Source organism: Wolbachia endosymbiont (group A) of Pogonocherus hispidulus (assembly GCF_964028195.1).
Classification (GTDB): domain Bacteria; phylum Pseudomonadota; class Alphaproteobacteria; order Rickettsiales; family Anaplasmataceae; genus Wolbachia.
Genome location: NZ_OZ034750.1, coordinates 748,330 through 767,394, shown reverse-complemented (window position 1 = coordinate 767,394; position 19,065 = coordinate 748,330). Strand labels below are relative to the sequence as shown.

The 19,065-nt window shown below is 34.5% G+C and carries 8 protein-coding genes and 2 pseudogenes; 2 read left to right on the top strand and 8 right to left on the bottom strand.

The genetic code is table 11. The features are described 5' to 3' along the window. Positions 1-65 precede the first annotated feature (65 nt). The 5 genes and pseudogenes from ABWU58_RS03555 to ABWU58_RS03535 form a co-directional block, all read right to left on the bottom strand. Positions 66-2,033, bottom strand: coding sequence for a recombinase family protein (locus tag ABWU58_RS03555; RefSeq protein WP_353283635.1), 1,968 nt, complete (start codon positions 2,031-2,033; stop codon positions 66-68). Positions 2,034-2,385: 352 nt separating this feature from the next. Then, the gene (locus tag ABWU58_RS03550; protein ID WP_353282916.1) at positions 2,386-2,913 is read right to left on the bottom strand and encodes a JAB domain-containing protein; all 528 of its coding nucleotides are present in this window, start codon (positions 2,911-2,913) and stop codon (positions 2,386-2,388) included. A gap of 185 nt (positions 2,914-3,098) precedes the next feature. After that, positions 3,099-3,431, bottom strand: coding sequence for a transcriptional regulator (locus ABWU58_RS03545; protein ID WP_341817122.1), 333 nt, complete (start codon positions 3,429-3,431; stop codon positions 3,099-3,101). Beyond that, positions 3,409-3,462 (bottom strand): annotated as a pseudogene (locus ABWU58_RS03540) (hypothetical protein); the annotation flags it as partial. The pseudogene ABWU58_RS03540 and the gene ABWU58_RS03545, both read right to left, overlap by 23 nt. Before the next feature lie 409 nt (positions 3,463-3,871). Beyond that, positions 3,872-4,003 (bottom strand): annotated as a pseudogene (locus tag ABWU58_RS03535) (XRE family transcriptional regulator); the annotation flags it as partial. Positions 4,004-4,100: 97 nt separating this feature from the next. Here ABWU58_RS03535 and ABWU58_RS03530 point away from each other — a divergent pair. After that, positions 4,101-4,994: an Rpn family recombination-promoting nuclease/putative transposase gene (locus tag ABWU58_RS03530; protein ID WP_353283634.1), complete on the top strand. Its 894-nt coding sequence runs from the start codon at positions 4,101-4,103 to the stop codon at positions 4,992-4,994. Between the two features lie 255 nt (positions 4,995-5,249). Here ABWU58_RS03530 and ABWU58_RS03525 read toward each other — a convergent pair whose 3' ends face one another. After that, positions 5,250-6,092: an IS3 family transposase gene (locus tag ABWU58_RS03525; protein WP_353283709.1), complete on the bottom strand. Its 843-nt coding sequence runs from the start codon at positions 6,090-6,092 to the stop codon at positions 5,250-5,252. An 11-nt stretch (positions 6,093-6,103) separates the two neighbouring features. Further along, complete coding sequence (locus ABWU58_RS03520; RefSeq protein WP_353283633.1) at positions 6,104-6,406, bottom strand: transposase; 303 nt, start codon at positions 6,404-6,406, stop codon at positions 6,104-6,106. Between the two features lie 104 nt (positions 6,407-6,510). Between ABWU58_RS03520 and tnpC the strand changes: the two genes are divergently transcribed. Then, a complete protein-coding gene (tnpC, locus tag ABWU58_RS03515) occupies positions 6,511-7,830 on the top strand; it encodes an IS66 family transposase (protein ID WP_353283708.1) in 1,320 nt (439 codons plus the stop codon). A 232-nt stretch (positions 7,831-8,062) separates the two neighbouring features. Here the strand turns inward: tnpC and ABWU58_RS03510 are convergent, their stop codons facing one another. Next, complete coding sequence (locus ABWU58_RS03510; protein ID WP_353283632.1) at positions 8,063-19,051, bottom strand: ankyrin repeat domain-containing protein; 10,989 nt, start codon at positions 19,049-19,051, stop codon at positions 8,063-8,065. Positions 19,052-19,065 lie beyond the last annotated feature (14 nt).

Below are 19,065 nucleotides of genomic sequence, written 5' to 3'. Positions count from 1 at the left end.
AGAAAGAAAAAAAGAGCACCTCTTTAGGTGCTCTTTTATGAAGGGGTTGTTATAGTGGTTATTAATTAACGAGAATGATCATTACCAGTAACTTGTTTTGGTATTGGTTGAGTAAATAACGAGTTTGGTGCCACCTTGCAAAACAGCATTTCTTTTACCAAACTTGCTCTTAGCAAATAGTCGTATAATTCTGGAGAAGGGTGCAGTCTCCCTTGATCATGTAGCATTTGATACAGCACAACAGCACCATTATTGCTACCATTTTTAGTTTCACTAGGACTTGCTACTTTTGGTAGCGTACCATTAGTAGGAGCTTTAGACGAGGAGACAGGAGTTGATTGTTCTACTGCTGGGTCAGTAGTTAATGATCTTGGTTGTGTAACTCCATCATCTTCTGCATCAAAAAACTTCTTTAGTTCAGTAGCCACTCCCTCATTGTTAACCACCTGTTGTGTTGCATTATGACTAGTAACATTGGAATTAGGTTGCTCCAGCGTTGGAACTTCGAATGACTTGTCAGATACACTATCTACTTTAACCACTCCATCATTATTTAATTCTAACATTTTTTTCACATGCTTAATCTCTTCTTCAACAAGCACTATATTGCCATTTACATATTTACCATCTTTACTTTTCTTTAGTATTGATTTTATACATATAGTATTAGGAAGATTATCATTATTAGCACCAGTAATGCGATATTCATTTTCACCACACTTTATATACATAAGAAGTCCACCTGGACTTGTACTTTGACTATCTTGATAATCCTTGCATTTTGCAAACTGTTGTAAATGAGCTTTATTAATTTCTTGTTCAGATTGTAGCTGCGAGTTAATAGCCTTAGTATAAGCATCTAGCTCAATTTGACTAAGTGCTGCAAAAAATTTAGGAATTACTTCATTATCAATAATATCAGCAGGTAAAAACTGACATGAAGGGGAAAGATCACGTTGATGTTGGTAACTGCATTTATAATGATTTCCTCCTTTATACTGTACTATCATTTTGTGTCCACATTCTCCACAATAGATTATTCCATGTAATAATGCTGCACCTGGTCTAGCTATTCCACGTGTTCTACAGCGACGGTAATCCGCATGATTATCTTTAAGTATGATCTGAATCTTTGTAAAGGTTTCCCAATCTATGTAAGCTGGGTATTTATCTTTAATTAGAACTTTCCATTCTTCCATTGGTAGTCTTTTTGTTGTTTTATTAGCAGAAGATAGTTTGTGACGCGTAGTACAAGAACGACCATAAGCAAATGCTCCAGCATAAGCAGGGTTTTTGAGCATTGAGATAATTGCGTCAAAAGTTGGTTTTTTCCAATGCACTTCTTTAAAATTGTCATACCTAGGAATGGTAAGTTGGTTATTGTTAAAATACCTTACAACTTGTGCTGCTGTTCGTTTTTCTAGAAAAGTGTCAAAAACAAGCTTAATATGCTGCTGAACTTCAAGGTTAGGATCCTTACTCACGGAATCATCAATGTTACGAACGAAACCCACTGGAAGAGATAAGGCTAAATCTCCTCTGGTTGCCTTATTTACTAGTCCAGCATTTAGTCTGGCTCTTATAGTAGATAACTCCATTTCAGCAAGCTGTCCTTTCAGACCAAGTAACAACCGACCATTAATAGTACCAGGGTCATACACACCATCCCGATCAGCTATCAAACACTGTTTATAGCCACATATATCCAATAACGGATACCAATCAGAACAATTACGTGACAAACGAGTCACATCGTAGGATAGGATAATCCCTACCTTTGATAAAGTGACTTTAGCGAGAATCTCTTTATACCCTTCACGCTTTTCAGCACTAGCACCTGTTAAGCCGAGATCATTATCAATAACAACAATATTATCAGCTTTCCACCCAAGATCAATAGCTCTTTGTTTCAGCGCATACTGTAACTCCAAACTTTCTTGATTGCTCAGTGCTTGATGAGGTGTTGATTGTCTTATGTAAATTATCGCTTCGCGTGTTAAATGTTGTGCTGTAATTAGCTCTGATGTATTCATGGATGACCTCTTTGGACACTAATAATATGTTTTCTAAAATTTCTGATTTGAGACATTGCGGCATTTTTTTCCACACTCTATTTGGTTTACATGGCATAATTTATACTCCTTTGCTAAAGAAACAAATTCGTATAATGAATCCCATGTTAATTTACTTGTGAGAAAATCTTGCTTACTGGCTAAGTTGGTAGCAAGAAACGGGATACGCAGAATTATGTTATTACGATGAATAACAAATACATTACTACTACAATGGGCTCTTGAACTGATAAAGGATATAGGAAAAGTTCTGCCAAATAGCGGATGAGTTGGATCTGTAACTGTAATCTCTTTTTGGTTGTTGAATGGGGTATTAAGGTGGTTGATCGTGTGCTAATATTATCGATGCTGCCTCCATTGATAATGCCTTTTTTACCACTTTCCTTTCAGATAGGTGCACCTCATCTATTGTACCAAAATACACTTCGTCTCTTATCAAACGGTACTGTGTATCCAAATATATTATCTGGACAGCTTCTTTTGCTGAAAAGCCTATACTTACCCTTACATATTCTATGAGCTTTTCTTGGCTATCCATTGCAGGGCCTCTCTTTAACCCTTCTCTTAGTGCCCTCTTGTAAGCTTCTTTAACACATTCAATTGCTGCGGCTGCATGTTCAGTCATTCCGTCTATCATTTTCAGGTCATCGATTTCTCGCCCTAAAATTTCTCCTATTCCTGGGCAATTATCCATTAAAGTTTTAGTCACATCTTGTGCTTGCTTTCTGTCATGAACTGCTCCTAGAAGCACTGCCACTATTTCGCGATCAAATAGAGCACTTCCTCCTCCGCTTTGTAGTACTCTCTCTATTTCTTCTGTAAGTTTTTCACTATTATTCATAAAATATACTCCTCGTTAATAACAAATTGTTTTTAATTGTTTACTGCTACTTTTTTAGCAGTCTTGGCATAAAGCCATAGCTTCCGAGTGAAGTCAAATCAATTTTTCAATCTTTTTTACTTATTTTTTCATCAAAAAATTAAGATATTAACAGATGCTTGTTTATCTAATTGAAAATTAACCCTTTATGTAAAAGAAGTTGTTACTATTTTAGAAATAACATCAGTAGAAAAACCTAACTTGAGTAAATTATTTGCAACTTTCATTCCCTCTATTTTATCAATCTTCTCTTTGTAAATTTGCTTTCTTTGCAATAAAAATTCTACCCATATATTCAGTTCATCTAGTGATTCTTGATTGTCAATTTTTCTATATTCTCTTGCCCAACTTAATAATTCATTTTCTGTTTCACCATCTTCGCAATCATTTTCTTTGTATTCCTTTATCAGATCTTCAACATCTACTGATAGTTCTTTTGCTATTTCCCATAACCTTTCACTTAAAAGAGTCTTGTTCATAATGATGTACCTGCGAGGGTCCTACATCTAGCTTTTTTGCTAATTCTTCTTGAGTATATCCTCTTCCACTTTTTTATCTCTTGTCCTCCGTTTTGGCTTGTACAACCGATACTCTCTCTATCAGCATATTCTTCAATTGATAAGCCCGTTGCTCGATAGATAATCTCAGTATCAAACCCCGCCTTAACTAGATTCTTTGCAATTCTTATTCTTGCTGCTTTTATATTACTTTCTTCTTCAGCTCGAACAGATTTGGCTAATGCATAAATTGCTTTGTGTCCTCCTGTTTTTTCTATGAAATTATACATTTCCTCAATCTTAGCTTTGTCGAAACAACTACTTTCTTTTAGTACTTTTCGTCTTGGAAAGAGATTTCTAACATTAATTGATAACGCCTCTGCTAGGATTTTTAACTTTTCAGTTGGAATGCCACATGTTCCTTGCTCGTATCTTATCAGTGTATGATAGTTTATGCCTGCCTTGTCTGCTAAGTTTTTCAGAGTATATTTTTGTTTTAACCTCCAGCTCCTTACTTTTTGTGCTATCTGGTACCTTATCGAGATGTTTGTCATAAATATTATACAGGTTAACATAAATCAACTACGTTTAATTGTTGAACATTTCTTCAGAATTGTGTATAATTATTAATGCTTTTTAGGTTAGTTCGTTATGGCTCTTTCTAAGTTTCTTGATCCCAAAAATGATGTCGCCTTTCGCCGTATCTTTGGTACTGAAAAGAATAAAGATATCCTCATTCACTTCCTCAACGATATTCTCGGCTTTACTGGCAAAAATGCAATACAGGATATAGAGTTTTTAAGTACTATTCAAGACCCTGATATTGCCTCTAAAAAACAAAGTATTGTTGATGTTCTCTGTAGAGATTCTTCAGGTATTCAGTACGTTTGCGAGATGCAGGTCGCTAAAACCAAAGGCTTCGAAAAACGTGCCCAATACTATGCAGCTAAAGCCTATTCAAGACAAGCTGATAAAGGTGATCAATACCAAGACCTTAAGGAAATTATCTTTATTGCTATAGCAGATTGTGTACTGTTTCCTAATAAATCTGAGTATAAATCAAAGCATACTATTCGCGATGAATATACTAATGAGCATGATCTAAAAGATTTTTACTTTATATTTATTGAGTTGCCTAAATTTCCAAAAACCAAAGAAGATCAGCTTTCAAGTATAGTTGAAAAATGGGTCTACTTCTTTAGATATGCAGATGAAACTAGTGAAGAAGAGCTAGAGAGAATAATAGGAAGTGATCTAATAATTAAAAGAGCATATGAAGAACTAAATAGGTTCAACTGGTCAGAAAAAGAATTTATAGCCTATGAACAAGAGATCAAGCGTATTCGTGATGAACAGGCTGTCCTTGCTCAAAAACTCGATGATGCTAAACAAGAAGGCATCCTAATCGGCCATGAAAAAGGTAAAATTGAAGGTAAAATTGAAGTTGCAAAAAACTCACTCAAGGCCGGTGTATCTATAGATGTTATAGCTCAAATTACCGGTCTCTCTAATTCTGAAATTTCACAACTCAAAGAAAAAACATAATTATTCACTTTAACATTTATGAAAACCTTCTCTAAGTTAGACATATTCCCTAATTAAGAATCTAGTGAACTGTCTAAAATGGCTATAAAGATTGAACATAGAATTATATAAATTACGTATCCGTTCAGGGGAGTGGCAAAATAGGTAGACAAGATAAACCAAAAAGATAATCATAGGGTAAACGTGAGGTAATATGATTGATCTAGAAGAGTGACCTTACCCAGAAAAAGTAGAGAGGAAGTTAAGCCATTTTTATTATGAAAATGATGAATCAAATTTCTCAGGAATGCAATAATTAATAGTAGAATGTCTACGCTGTTTGTTATAAAAAATTTCTATGTACTCAAATATAGCAGTTCTAATTTGCTGAGCAGAGTGTTGCGAAGTATCAATAAGAAGCTCCCGTTTGAGTGAGCTGAAAAAGCTTTCAACAACAGAGTTGTCATAACAACAGCCTGTGTGACTCATGCTGGAAATGATGTTTTTTGTGTTCAGCAAAAACTGATAATTTTTAGAGGTATATTGTGAACCTTGATCACTATGAAATAGCAGATCTTTGGCTGGTTTGCGCTTATCAACAGCCATCAATAAAGCATCTATAACTAATCGCTTAGTTATTGTACTACTCATTGACCAGCCAACTACCATACGTGAATATAGATCAATTATTGCTGCCAAATATAGCCAGCCATCCTTAGTTTTTATGTATGTAATATCAGTTACCCATACTTTATTTGGCTGACTAGTAGTAAAGTTTTGGTCCAATATATTGGGAGTTATAACCCTATTGTCAGTCTGCTGTTTTTTGCTTTTGAATCTTCGCCTCAGTCTAGCTTGAATACCATTTTTTTGCATGATATCCTGCACTGTTTTGATGTTGCAATTTTTGCCTAAAGCCTTTAGTTCAGCATGAATTTTAGGTGCTCCATATCTACAATTAGATGCTTGGTATATTTTTTGAATGTCTGCTAGAGGCTGCTCCCTTGTTGATTCTTTGCTACTTTTCTTCTTACTAGTCCATTTGTAGTAGCCGCTAGCAGATATTTTCAAAACCCTGCATAACTCCTGTACTTTATAGTAGTTTCTATGCTTTTTTATAAATAAATGTTTTACTCTTTGTGACTTGCAAAATATCCCAGGGCTTTTTTTAAAATGTCTCTTTCTCTAGTAACTCTTGTTAGTTCTTTCTTTAATTCAAACTTTTCTTTATCACATGGTGCCAACTTTCCCTTGCCAGGAAATGCTTCTTCTATTGATCCTTTTTCTTTATATTTTTTTATCCAGTCACTTAGTGTACTGTTATCTATTCCTAAATCTTTAGCTATTTTGCTTGCTGGCTGCCCTGTTTCCTTTACCAACTTTATTGCCTCTAATTTAAATTCCACTGTGTATTTTTTTCTATTGTTTACCATAATAAGCCCTCATAATCATGTTTTATTTTACCTCAAAAATGGCTTAACTTCCTCTCTACTTTTTCTGGGTAAGGTCAGAGCTCTGCAAAAATTTACAGCAAAAAATAGAGAAGTTGGAAGTAGAAGTAGAAAACTTAAAAGCAGAAAATAAAGCCCTGAGGATAGAGAACGCTGAATTAAAGGAAAGGCTTGGTTTAAACTCAAAAAATTCATCTCTACCAAGCTCTAGAGAGTTGTACAAAATAAAAAAGGACAAGCCAAAGAGCGACAGGAACGTCGGTGGTCAGGTCGGGCACAAAGGCAATTATCGGGCTAAAATGGATGTAGATGAAGTGGTAAAAGTAAAGTTGTCATCTACTTGCAAATGTGGAGGGGAGATCACAATATGCAAAAAACCGTATATTCATCAGAAAGTTGATCTTCCAGAAATTAGGTCTTATGTAGTGGAATACCAATTAGAACATGGACGTTGTAAAAAGTGCGGCAAAAGAAGAAGTAGTAAATTGCCAGAAAACGTTACACCAGATGTATTTGGACCGAGAATTAAGTCAGTAATTGCAGCACTAAGTGGGTTTTATAAAAATTCCAAACGTGAAATAACAAGTATTATAAATGACATTTTCAATTTAAACATAAGTGTAGGTAGTATCTCAAACAGTGAATTTAGAGTTGCAGCTAAATGTAAGCAAAAATATGAGCAAATAGCACAAGAGATAAAAGAAAGCAATGTTTTACATATAGATGAAACTAGCCATTACAATAAAGGTAAGCAAGGATGGTGCTGGATGTTCAGCAGTAAAGAGGCAAGTTTTGTTAAGTTAGCAAACTCAAGAGGAATGAAAGTTTTAAAAGGTAGCATATTTTTTGACTATCAAAGTCTAGTAGTAACCGACAGATATGCAGCATATAACCATTTTGCTAAAGAAAAAAGGCAGATCTGTTGGGCACATTTATCAAGAGATTTTGAAAGATTAGCACATAGTTGGAATATTGAAGTTAAAGTTCTGGGTTGTTACTTAAGAAACGTAGCTACTGAATTATTTGCACTGAAAAAAGCTTTACTAAAAAGTGAAATAGATGTTTTAAGATTTACTAGACGTACCAGAAAGTTGCGAAAACGTACAAGGTATTACTTGAGAGAAATATCCCGTTTACCTGAAGCAATAGGAGCTTCTCGAGTTGCAAAAAATATTTTGAAATCCGAAACGATGATGTGGAAATTTTTGGATGATCCAGAAAACATTCCACTGACAAACAATCATGCTGAACGGCAAATACGGCATTTTGTCATTTACCGCAAAAATTCATATTTTACACAACCGGAGCAAGGAAACACATTCCTTGAGCGGATAATTTCGTTATACTTAACATGGAAGCAAAAGGGACTAAACCCTTTTCACAATCTTCTATCTATCGTTTCTTAAACCGTTCCCCTGAACAGATACTAAATTACTATCATAACGAAACCCTCCTATTCAGCCTTCCATATCAAAAATACATACTGTAAGTTTAACACGGAGAGTACATTACCACTTATTTCCTAATCTCAGTCTTGTACCTCTAATTTCTACTTTATCTATCTATAACCCTCAAACTTGCTACTGATCTCCCTTCTGATAAAGTTGAAGAGTTAAACAGAATGACATCCTTTTTTACTTATTTGGTAAACCATAAAGTACCTTCAATTCTTCCTCCAACTTTTCTTCCTAAAGTCTCAGCTCTAACTTTTTCAGCATGCAGCATTCCCTTTTGGATTTTCTTAGGTAATGGCATATTGTTAAATTTCTGATTTGTCGCTTTCATGGCCAACATGTTCAATGCAAACAATGTACTTGGTACATCAACTTGCACTGTAGCTCTTGTTAAATGCGCATGTTTAGAATTATGAGAACTTTGCTGGTTTTGATGAAAACCTTGTTGTTTTTGATTTGCACCACCTATCATTTTTCTACTATCTATTCTTTCATTACTAATCTTTTCAGACCATTTATTGTTTGCACTAATCATTGGTTTGTATTGGTTACTATGTTCATAGGAGCTGTTATCAAACTGTTTATGATTTACTATGTGCTCCTTTCTTTCACTAATCTTTTTAGATCGATCATCAAAGTAACTATGGTTTTTGTTGCCATTGTAAGATAAAGTAGGTTTTGACTTATTATGTAAAACCCCTGACTTCTGCTGTTTTTCATTACTTATAATTTTGGATTGATTAACACTCCCGCTAATAACACTCTGTTTATTGTTTATTTTGCTTTCATATTGTTGTTTTGCTTGCCTGTCATTGCCACGTTTTTTGCTGTAGGCACCGGCATTCTTATCATTACCTTTACGAGCATCATACTTTGACATATATTGAAATTCCATCTCTTGTGCTTGATCGTAGCTAGGCTGTTTTGATTTCCATTGATTGCTTGAGTCCATTTGAATATCTGTAAGTTTAGAATCTTTTAATTCTTTAGCTGTACCTCTGTATAACCCATTTACTAAATCTGATGCCAATTTACCACCTTTTTCTTTTGCCCAACCACACAAACCATTTATCCATGAAGATGATCTTGTGCCACTACTTGCTACTGAATTTAGGGATTCACTTGGCAAATGACGGCGTTCGCGTCGTGCAGATCTTTCTTCCTCGAGTCTTTCTTTTAAATAGTTCACAATACTACTATGTCCTTTATCTTTAGCAATATCTAGTGGTGTTTTACCGTAATCATCTGTAGCACTGAGATTAGCACCAGCATCTACAAGAGACTTCACTATATCAAGTCTATCGGTGCCAGCAGCATAGTGTAAAGGTGTCCAATGACCTTTGTCTTCAGCATTAACATTAGCATCATGACTAAGAAGTAACTTGACTGCATCTAGCCTGTAGTTTGCAACTGCTCCATGTAAAGGAGTTGCTTGATATTCCCCATTTTCAGTTTCAATATTAGAACCATTGTCAAGAAGGAACCTTATTCTATCTAAATCACCTATTTCAGCAGCTGAATATAGTAGTGTACTGCCGTCCTCGTCCTTAGTATCAATGTTAGCACCCTTGGCAATGAGACCTTTAGCTTCATTAAAACCACCACCTTGCACTGCAGCTAACAATTGCCTATTTAGACTTGACTGTGTTTGTTGTAAGTACTCTACAACATTATTATGTCCTTTATCTCTAGCAATGTCTAGAGATGTTTTACCACTATTATCTTTAGTATCAACATTAGCTCCACTATTTATAAGATATTGCAGCACATCTAAATGACCACCCCAAGAAGCCAAGTGTAGTGGCGTCTCGCCATTTCTATCAGCCTCATTAATACTCGCTCCTTTCATGAGGAAAAGTTCTATAATTTCTTTATCATTGTTCTCAGCAGCAGTATACATAGGCCCCCTACCATAGACACCTTGAATATCCTTGTGATTATTCATAACAGCAAAGTGCATAGGAGTTCTGCCAAGTATATCTTTAGCATTCACATTAGCTCCCTTATCAACTAAAAACTTAGCGATATCTGAATGACCTTTCAATGCAGCCCAGTGTAGTAATGTGCAGCCATATTTATCAGTCGCATTAACACTCACATCTTTACTAACAAGAAACTCCACTGTGCCTAAGTTACCACTCCAAGTATAATAAAACCCGCCATGCGTTCTGTCGTCAATATCTTTAGCAATAAGATCATTGATTGTCTTTAGATCCTTTTCATTTTTTACAGTAAGTAACAATTCTTTATCTAAGCGTGTTTGCATAAAAACTTCCATCATTGTATTAGAATTAGTATCATCTGCCTCATTTTCGGGAGTTCTACCACTGTTATCCTTGACATCGATGCCAGCTCCTTTACTTATAAGATACTTTACCATACCTAAACGATGATAAGACTGTGAAGCATAATGTAGAGGTGTTTTACCATCCTTATCTTTAATATTAACATCAGCACCCAGATTTATGAGATCTTTTACTTTACTAAAATCACTATCTTGCACTGCAGCCAGTAATTGCTCATTTAATTGAGCTTGTTTTAAGTATTTTACGACGCTATCATACTTTCGGTTGATGGCGATATCTAGCGGTGTTTTACCATCCTTATCTTTAGCTTTGATATCTGCTCCCTTACTTGCAAGATACCCCACTACATCCAGATGGCCGCCACCAGAAGCCATGTGCAATGCTGTCTGCCCATCACTATCTTTTAGATTAACATCAACTTTCTCCTCATCTATAAAATACTTTACCACATCTAGCTTACCATTGTAAGCAGCATAGTGCAGGGGAACTCTACTGCCATTATCTTTAATTTCTAAGCTATTTTTTGCATCTGCTACAAAATATTTTACTATATCCAGATTACCACCATAAGCAGCAGAATGCATAACAGTCATCCCATTACTATACTTAGTATTCAAGCTAGCCCCTTGACTTACAAGATCTCTAACTTCATCAAAATTACCATATTGTGCTGCAATAAGTAATTCTTGATCTAGCTGCACTTGTTTTAAATACCCTACAACATCTTCATGTTTTTGATCAGTAGCAGCATCCAGCGATGTCTCACCACCTTTGTCCTGAGCATTAATGTCAGCTCCCTTTTCTACAAGGTACTTCACTACACCTAAGTGACCATTCCAAGAAGCACAGTATAGTGGCGTTCTACCATACCTATCAGTATCATCAACGTTCATTCCCTTACTGAGAAAAAACTCTATGATGTTTGTATTATTATTTTCAGCAGCAACATGTATAGGTTTCCTACCAAAAATATTCTCAGCACTAATATCAGCTCCCTCCTTGACTAATAACTTAGCATCATCTAATTGACCTTCCCATGCAGCTAAATGTAGTGGTGTCCAACCATTTTCATCTGTAGTATTAACATCAACACCTTTTCCAAAATGGCTATTCACGGAAACATCGCAAACAGGAGGCTCTATTATGCTTTGATTAGAACTTGCATCTGCAAAAGCCCCACCAGTATTGTCCACAGCGCTTGTACCTTCAACCTGACTTCTACCTTTTCTTACAGTAGATCCACAATCTTCTATTCTCCATACACCTTGTGTAACCTTGCCCCCCGGAACCCAAGTAAATACTCTTCTCCTATCTTTGTCATATTTAGCATAATCAGCAGCATACAAATACTCATTATGCTTAACATTCCTTATATTACATTTATCACCGTTAGGCTCAATCTTCCATACACCTTGCGTAACTTGTCCCCCTGGAATCCAAGTAAATACCATTCGTCTATCATTATCATAATTAAAATAATTACTAGCAGCATATAAATGTTCATTAAACTCAACATTTACTATACGAAAGCTATCACCATCAGGCTCAATCTTCCACACACTTTGTTTATCATTTTTCCCAGGAACCCAAGTAAACGCTCTCCTCCTTTCTGTGTCATAATTAAAACAATCAACAGCAGCATATAAATATTCATTTTGATAAGTATTTTTAATACATACTTTTGATGCAAATACTATATTCTTTACTGATTCTGGTAATTTACTTTTTAGCCTTTCAAGATCAGATCTTTTTTCTGAATCGAGACTAGAATATTTATCAAAACTCATTGCCTCTTTAATAGAGTAAGCTAACTTAAATATTGCACTATTATTTAAATCATCATTTCTTTGCATTGCATCAAACACAGCTACATAACCTGATATACGCTGACCAGCATTATTATGACTGCGTACATAACTTAATGTTTCTTTCGTATCTACCCTCCCATACACATCATTTATAACTCCTTTAATTATATCATCAAACAGCTTTCCATCTGATTTATAAATTTCATTAGCAAGTTCATTAACTGAACTATACCTATTACGCAACATGCCATCCTTTAGCTTCTCTTTTGCTACACTTTTTATTGAATATCTTAACTTCTCTACAAAAAACTCTGCCCATCTTTTTACATTAGGTGCAGTATCTGCTTGGTTAATAATTTCCTTCTTTACGCCCTCAACTACTCCCATCATCTTATATGGGTCGTTACCTTTAGCTTCAATACTAGCATTCTTATCAAGGAAGAATTTGACCATCTCTAAATCACCGTTGTAAGCAGCCATACGTAGAGGTGTTCTACCATCACTATCTCTAGCTTGAATATCAGCACCTCTATCAACAAGAAACTTAGCTATATTTAATTTATCTTCCTGAACAGCTAAGTGAAGAGGATGGACGTCTTTATCTTTAATACTAAAATACTTTCTCTCAAAAAGAATTTCTACTATGTCCAATCTACCTTCTTGAATAGCCATATATAAAGGTGTTAATTCATGCTTACTTTCAGTATTAATACTTTCAATTTTTCTAATTAAACCTTTAGCTTCATTAATATTGTTTTGCACTATAGCATCAAACATGTGCTCCTTTAATAAAGTTACTTTCTCCTTATTAAAGTCCTCTATAACATCTTTCGAATTACAAGCAGAGACTATGCATTTCAAATTAGAAACCATCGTATCATTAAAAGCAAACATCATTTCTCTTGCTGGTTGATAACTATTCCAATTCTCTACTTTTGCAATGGTACTATTTCCATATGATAGCACTAAACTACCATCAGCAATCTCCATATCAAAACCCAATATAGACTTATCTCTAAAATCAACCAACCCAACATCATTATTGTCAATAGGTTGATTATGATAAATCTGTAATCCTTGTTCATCTGGCTGATAATATCTGAAAGAGTTAGGATCCATCTCTACATGCTCAAGCTTTGAATTTGTACTATCAATTTTATAAAGCTCATTGTTCATTCGTAATACAACTTGTTGATGCTCTAGACTTTCAAAATAATCAACTAAACCAATAGATAAAGACCATTTAGTACCTTTACTACCAAGTACTGTAATATCTTTTATCTCTAAACTGTCCTCTGTAAGGTCAGAGATTGATTGGTTATAACATTCATTTATATAACTCCTTTCACCTTCTTCTATACCTATACTATCAATATCTGTTACATTCAACTCAGCAAAATCGATAACATCGTAGGGTATACTTTGGTAAGGTGTTACTTTGTTTTTTATTTTTAGATTGAGCCTTATCGGCGATGATGAAATTTCCCTGCTTAATTCATGATCATATTCTGGTAGCTTGATGATATACTTATGTTGAAAATTTTCTCCTTCCACTGTCACATCCTGAGGATGGTTACACGCCATAATATAGTTATTATAATTAAGCTCTCCTCCGTTTCCACGATATTTCTGATAACTGTTTGCTATATTAGAACCACTGGGGCTAAAATCAACAATTACCTGATCTGAGTACATACCTGCAATTATCACTTTTTCACTAGGTATTCCCATGTAATTTTTGGTAACTTCTATTTGAGATATTGGTATGTCCAAATTACTCTTACTAGCAATATCTTTTGCAACTTGATAAGTATTAGTCAATTCTTGATCTAGAATACTTGCTTGTATAAATGCTCTTAACTTTTTTTCGCTATTTTGTATTATCTCTCCACTAATATCATTTCCTGAATTTTTCAATTTTTGGTATCTAATATCTTCTACTGTATCAGACAAAGACTTATCTTGTATTGCAACAGATTCTGTTATTCCATTGCAATTTACTTCGATTGATAGATTGTTAAAATCACCGATTTTAGTACTTGTAACAATACTTTGCATATCATCAGCTAAAAGATCTAAGTTATAGCCACTTTCCTCTATATTTTCATTTATTCTCCACTGTGTGATATTAGCAACTTGAATCCTTATTACGTCAATATTTCCTTTTATTTTTCCTGTACTACCTAAATCACTTACTATCCTAGCATTATCACTATCTTCATTAACAACAAATATTGTCTGCTTTAATCCCCTGTGATGCAGATTTTCTTTGTTAACTACTCTAACTTCATAATCTTTGTCTGTACAGTTAGATGAATTCTGCCAAATCTCTGCGTTTTTCACATTAATCAATCTTGTTTCACAATGAGTAGTAATATTTTGCTTGTTGTCAGAATTAGATACGTAGTTATATGTGTTAACCAATCTTATGTTATTGCTGTTACTATAATTTATAATTCCGTTGTGCAAATCAGCAACGATATCATTAGCTTTAACACTCATTACTACAGTATTTTCTTTTCCTGCTCCACCTTCAAGAGTACCAGATATAGAATTATTAATAATAAAAATAGTTTCATTATTTTTTGAGCCAATATAACGTATATCACTGCCTTCTGGAATATGCATTACCGCCGGATAATTTGCTGCTGCTGTTAATGTCCTTGGCCCTGAAATATACAGTACCGAGTCTTTAGGGTATGTTCCCTTTTTTATAAGGGAAGAATCTTTCCTTTTTGGATTAGTAAAAATAAAAGGTTTACCTGAGAGAGTAAAGGTCTCTTGACAATTCCTATGGATTTTGTTGATATTGCATGGAAAAAATCCACCACCCTTTTCATTAATTATTTTACTGCACTGAGATTTTTGTGTCGGTTTTCTTAATGGTGCATCTATAATTCTTAAACCAAGATTTTCGTACTCATATTTTGTTAGATGAGGAATATGTTTTGCATCTGTATTAACAACATAAACCTTCTTTTTATCTATATCTTGATCACATTTAGGATTGTTTTTTATGTTACAGATAAACCTTTCCCAACCTTCATTCATAACCAAAGTATAAGATCTCATAGGTAGTGTTTTAGAGATATCGAGGGAAGATAAATCTTTCTCCGCATTAGAAGCTGTGTTAACATTACTAAAAGAGATGTTATTGTATTTTTCTTCTAACTCACACGTCTGATGACAGAACCCCGTGAACGCTGGACCCGGTTGACATATACGATCTGCATCTCTAATTATCTCACTATATTTTTCTTCAATAGAGATTACATATTGTACAATTGCAGCTATATTATAATTATCATCTAACAATTTAATAGCTACTTCTTTTACATGGTTTAAATAACCTTTTACTCTAATTATATCCCCATATTCCTTTTCTACATCTCTTCCTGTAAAAAACTTGATCACCTTTGCAAAAAAGACTTCTGCCTGCTCATTACCAGGTAACAGAGGTACTTGTTCTGCTATTGCTTTTGTATATTCCATTCTTTCATGGATTTCTACACCAATTGTTATCAATACATCAGCAGCCATAGTAACTACTGCTACCCTTCCTAAAACTTTGCCTGCAGCAGATAACCCTCTTAAAATCTTAGTAGTAGCACTTACACTTTTTATCGTAAAACTAACTCCTGCACTTATAGGCCTTATACTCATGCTTGCTAGTTTTATACCACTACTAGCTGTCCAATAATAATTTAATGGATGATTATTACCTTGAGCTATTTCATTTACACTATATCCAAATTGATAAGCGATAGTCGCAAATGTAATACTTTGAACTACAGGATTACTGATAACCTTAACAAAAGCTTGACGTGCAGGCCCTGGTATTTTACCAATCAGTTTTCCTACTTTACTATTAGGAGAAATACTTATACTCTCTCTAACATCATCCATAGCATCTAGTATGCCATTGATACCAAACACTTGCTTCAGAGCATCATTATCATGCCGTCCAAGTGTTGTTGCATCACTTATGCTATCAAACAAGTCATATATGGCCATGAGGGAAAAAAACTTTCCACCTTTTGCTCCTTTTATTTTTGCTGAATCAAATTTATCACGATCAAATGCAATTCCTTTTTCTTTAAGGCTGCTTTCTACATTACTAATATAATCTGCAAAAACTTTTTCACCAAGATCATCAAAATGACTTTTAAACCTATCGAAAGTATCTTCTCTAACTTCTTTTGCTAATAAGCTCTGTTTAATTTCCTTTACAATATCATTGTAATCTTGATTAGTTTGAACACCACCTATGTCTTCAATGTATTTTTTATTCTCTAACAACTGCTTATCATTTGATAGTTGATGTAATTTATCAAAGACTACCTCTTTTCCATCTTTAAATATACTATCTAATTTTATTCTATAATCATCAATTTTTAAATAATATTCACTACCTTGCTCTTTAATTTCTTCTATTATAGCATACTCTTTATCGCTGCTTACTTTTAACTTTATCTCAAGATTTTCCTTATCCAGTATATAATTTTCTATACTTTTAATATTTGTAGCGTTATCTATTATTAATTCTTTACCATTACCGTCATTGTCCTTGAATTTTATATTCACCTTATCACTATCAATACTCACTTGAGGAGAATCTATAGTTATAATTTTTGTGTCATAAGCTTCAATACCAGACAACTCTTTAATAAGTTTTTCCTTTTCTTTCTCTGTAATCTTTTCTTCATCACGTGAATCTATACAGACCATACCTGTACTGCGCTGTTTCCTTCCTTTAGAACATTGCTGCTGACTAATACTAAAGATAGAACTATGAACTACCTTAACAGGAGTAAACGCATCTTTGCTCATTAAGATAAGGGAATCTGCATTATTCGCACCTTTATCAAATACAACACCTATAAAATCTACTTTTTTCCCATCTGTCAGCGTCTTATAAGTTACACCTTTCTTATACTCATCGGCTATTTGTTTGTTTGCCTCATCTTTTAATGCATCAGCTGTCTTGCCTTCCCTTGGTCCTTTAAGCTCTAACCCTACTGGATCGTATTCTTTAGCACTGCTAGCTTGATCTGCAAATTTGATACCATGAACCAGCATATCAATACGTTTTCCTCTGCCTGTTTGAAACTCAGTTAATACTAATGCCCTGTTTTCTTGTAGTTCTCCTAGCTTTATATCACTATAGTGGCTAAATGCTCCGTGAGATATAGCTTGAGTATGCGCTTCCTTTTCTATTAGAACCTTAAAAGGTAGCACTGTCTCACCTAATTTTCCAAATAACTCCTTATACTTGCCTATTGATTGAGATTGATCTTGTGAAGAAGCAAGCTGAGACTTCAATACCTCATCAAATGTTTCCTTTAACCCAGCAGGATAAGGAATGTTTTTCCACTCTCCACCAAAAAAACTTTTTCCCTGCCTATACTTATCCAAGGAATTATATCTATTAACCTTCTCTACATCGAAAAAATCTGATCTTCTTTCCTCTTGTAAACTTATACATACTTCTGTTATTTTACTGACTGTTGGTAGGTTAATGGGTATTTTTTTCTCACTAAACTCTCCTTTTCCTCCCTCTCTAATGTGAAAGATAAACACCTCTTTATTCTGCCCTTGATTTCCTTTAGTCAGCATGAATGTTGTCACAGGCCTTTCAGTTGATTGTGCACCAGACCTTGTAGAAGAAACAAGTGGGTACTCATTATATAAAAATACAGATTTCTCTAAATTAATTCTCTCGAACTCATTAGCAAGAAGGAGTTGCCCCAAGAGAAATCTACTAAAGTAATTACCTCCTTTCTCTGGTGTACCGGGAAATGTATGATAAATACGTTCTAGTGGCTGTTTTATTTTTTCTTTAACATTAGTGATCGTATCTTGTCTTCCATCCCAATCTGAAGCTTCCTTCAAGAGTGCTTGCATTGTAGGTAGAGCAATTTCTCTGTCTTCACGAGGTGATATATACATTGAAAACTTTTCAGTTGAATCCAAATTTAACCCTACACAAAGCACATTATCTGAAACGGTTAAAACACGCATTGTGTTTGGCTGAAAACCTTTTGCATAATCTTTTGCTTGCTCTAATGCATTACCTGGCGTTGTACCAGCAGCTGTTCCTGCTTTTAATTCAATAATAATTGGAACAGCGTTTAATGACCTATCCTTGCCACGAGGCACTAGAACAATATCAGCATAACCTCTCCCTGCAAATTGCTCTAAGTAAACCCTGAGATTATACCTATAGCGGAAATTCACTAAAGCTCCTGCTACAAATCCATGATGTGCTGCTTCTTTTACTTCTTGACCATAGACAAGTGAATCCTTATGTTCAGAGTGAATTTTACTAACTTTTTTTAGAATATTTTCAACAGGTTTTTTCACTTTTTCCACATCAGGATTAGTCAGCTTTGCTATATCACTTTCTGGATTATTCCATAATCCCTTTTTTATTTCCTTAAACTCATGTATTGTAGAAGCATCATTGTCCAATTTATTATTTTCCACATTAACAGATATTCCTGCCATTTTCCCTTTGGCATCTTTTTCTTTAGTGATTTCTACTAATCTCACACCTAGCTTACCTTGATCTCTAGCTAGCCTCACAACATCATTCCTGGCAACTTTAGTATTGCCTAATATTTTATCTAGCTCACCATAACTAAACTTTTTTCTTGTGCTACCAGATTCTGCAATAACAAAGAGCTTTACTTTATCAGCAGCATCTTCTGGGCTTTTGATTTCTCCTTTTTTAATAACAGCTACTTTTAGAGTCTTTGAACTGTCAAAACTAAAATATATTTTCTCAATGTTCAGCTTTGCTGCAATTTCTGTGTCTATCAAAGTAGAAAAACTTCCTAGAAAGAAATGAGGAAAAAATCCTTCTTTACCTACTGAATGTAAATACGATGGAACCTGGTCAACATACGATTGAAACCTTGCTTTGAAAGATTCAAAATCACTCCCTTTTGGAACTGAAGTACTTGGGCCAGCTTTTACTGACTCTCGAATTAGTAGCTCTATTAATTCAAAATCCTGCACTCCTTGATTATCGACTTCTCCTTGTTTTCTTTTAGGCATATAACCCTCCTTTT

Excerpts from the sequence above, each read along its gene's own strand:
- ABWU58_RS03555 (WP_353283635.1), bottom strand. The coding sequence starts at position 2,033 with ATGAATACATCAGAGCTAATTACAGCACAACATTTAACACGCGAAGCG.
- ABWU58_RS03550 (WP_353282916.1), bottom strand. The coding sequence starts at position 2,913 with ATGAATAATAGTGAAAAACTTACAGAAGAAATAGAGAGAGTACTACAA.
- ABWU58_RS03545 (WP_341817122.1), bottom strand. The coding sequence starts at position 3,431 with ATGAACAAGACTCTTTTAAGTGAAAGGTTATGGGAAATAGCAAAAGAA.
- ABWU58_RS03530 (WP_353283634.1), top strand. The coding sequence starts at position 4,101 with ATGGCTCTTTCTAAGTTTCTTGATCCCAAAAATGATGTCGCCTTTCGC.
- ABWU58_RS03520 (WP_353283633.1), bottom strand. The coding sequence starts at position 6,406 with ATGGTAAACAATAGAAAAAAATACACAGTGGAATTTAAATTAGAGGCA.
- ABWU58_RS03510 (WP_353283632.1), bottom strand. The coding sequence starts at position 19,051 with ATGCCTAAAAGAAAACAAGGAGAAGTCGATAATCAAGGAGTGCAGGAT.